This is a genomic window from Actinoplanes sp. DH11 (genome assembly GCF_020873875.1).
In the GTDB taxonomy this organism is placed as follows: domain Bacteria; phylum Actinomycetota; class Actinomycetes; order Mycobacteriales; family Micromonosporaceae; genus Actinoplanes.
This window is the reverse complement of record NZ_JAHWGU010000077.1, coordinates 1-1,144: the sequence shown is the minus strand read 5'-3', so window position 1 is coordinate 1,144 and position 1,144 is coordinate 1. Positions and strand designations below refer to the sequence as shown.

At 64.8% G+C, this 1,144-nt stretch carries 1 protein-coding gene; it reads right to left on the bottom strand.

The annotated features are described in order from the left end of the window. Nucleotide 1: 1 nt before the first annotated feature. Nucleotides 2-1,093 (bottom strand): IS630 family transposase, encoded by a 1,092-nt coding sequence (locus LPA41_RS40780; protein ID WP_229076858.1) that lies wholly within the window; start codon nucleotides 1,091-1,093, stop codon nucleotides 2-4. Nucleotides 1,094-1,144 lie beyond the last annotated feature (51 nt).

Below are 1,144 nucleotides of genomic sequence, written 5' to 3'. Positions count from 1 at the left end.
GCTAGTGTCCTGCGCCAGAAATTCGGCTACAAAATCGGGCGAGTGATTCGAGGATCTCTTCAGCGGTCTTGGTCCAGATGAACGGCCGTGGGTTCTGGTTCCAGGCGGCGATCCAGGTCCGGATGTCGGCTTCGAGTGCCTGCACGCTCTTGTGGGCGCCGCGGCGGATCTTCTGGTCGGTGAGGAAGCCGAACCAGCGCTCGACCTGGTTGATCCAGGACGATCCGGTCGGGGTGAAGTGCATGTGGAAGCGGGGATGCTTGGCCAGCCAGGCCCGGATCGCCGGGGTCTTGTGGGTGCCGTAGTTGTCGCAGATCAGATGGACGTCCAGGTCGGCGGGCACGGTCTTGTCGATGGTGGCCAGGAATTTCTTGAACTCGGTGGCCCGGTGCTGGCGGTGCAGTTCGCTGATCACCGTGCCATCGGCGATGTTGAACGCGGCGAACAGACTGGTGATGCCGTTGCGGCGGTAGTCGTGAGTGCGCCGCTCAGGCATGCCCGGCATCATCGGCAGCACCGGCTGCGAACGGTTCAACGCCTGGATCTGTGACTTCTCGTCGACACACAGCACGACCGCGCGTTCGGGCGGGTGGTGATAGAGGCCGACGACGTCGACGACCTTCTCGATGAACTGCGGATCGGTGGACAGTTTGAACGTCTGCGCCCGGTGCGGTTTGAGGCCGAAGTCGCGCCAGATCCGCCCGATCGTGGATTTCGACAGCCCGGACTTCTCGGCCATCGAGGCCCGCGACCAGTGGGTGGCATCGCGCGGGGTCTGTTCCAAGGTGTCGACCACGACCTTCTCCACCTGGTCCACGCTGATCGACGGGGGCCGGCCCGGCCGCTGCTCGTCGATCAACCCGTCCAGACGCTCGGCCAAGAACCGGCTGCGCCACTTACCCACGGTGCTCGGGTGAACCGCCAGGTTCGCCGCCACCTCGAGATTGGACAACCCGTCGGCGCAGCCGAGGATGATCTTCGACCGCGCCGCCAGGGCTTGCGACGACTTCGCCCGCCGGGCCCAGCGCAGCAACGTCGCGCGTTCCTCGTCTGACAGCGTCAACGGTGCGACAGGGCGCCCAGTCCTTGGCATCTCACCACGCTACACCACTTATCAGGCGAATTTGTGGCGCAGGACACTAGC

What these genes read in the sequence shown, in the direction of transcription:
- LPA41_RS40780 (WP_229076858.1), bottom strand. Translation starts at nt 1,093, where the DNA reads ATGCCAAGGACTGGGCGCCCTGTCGCACCGTTGACGCTGTCAGACGAG.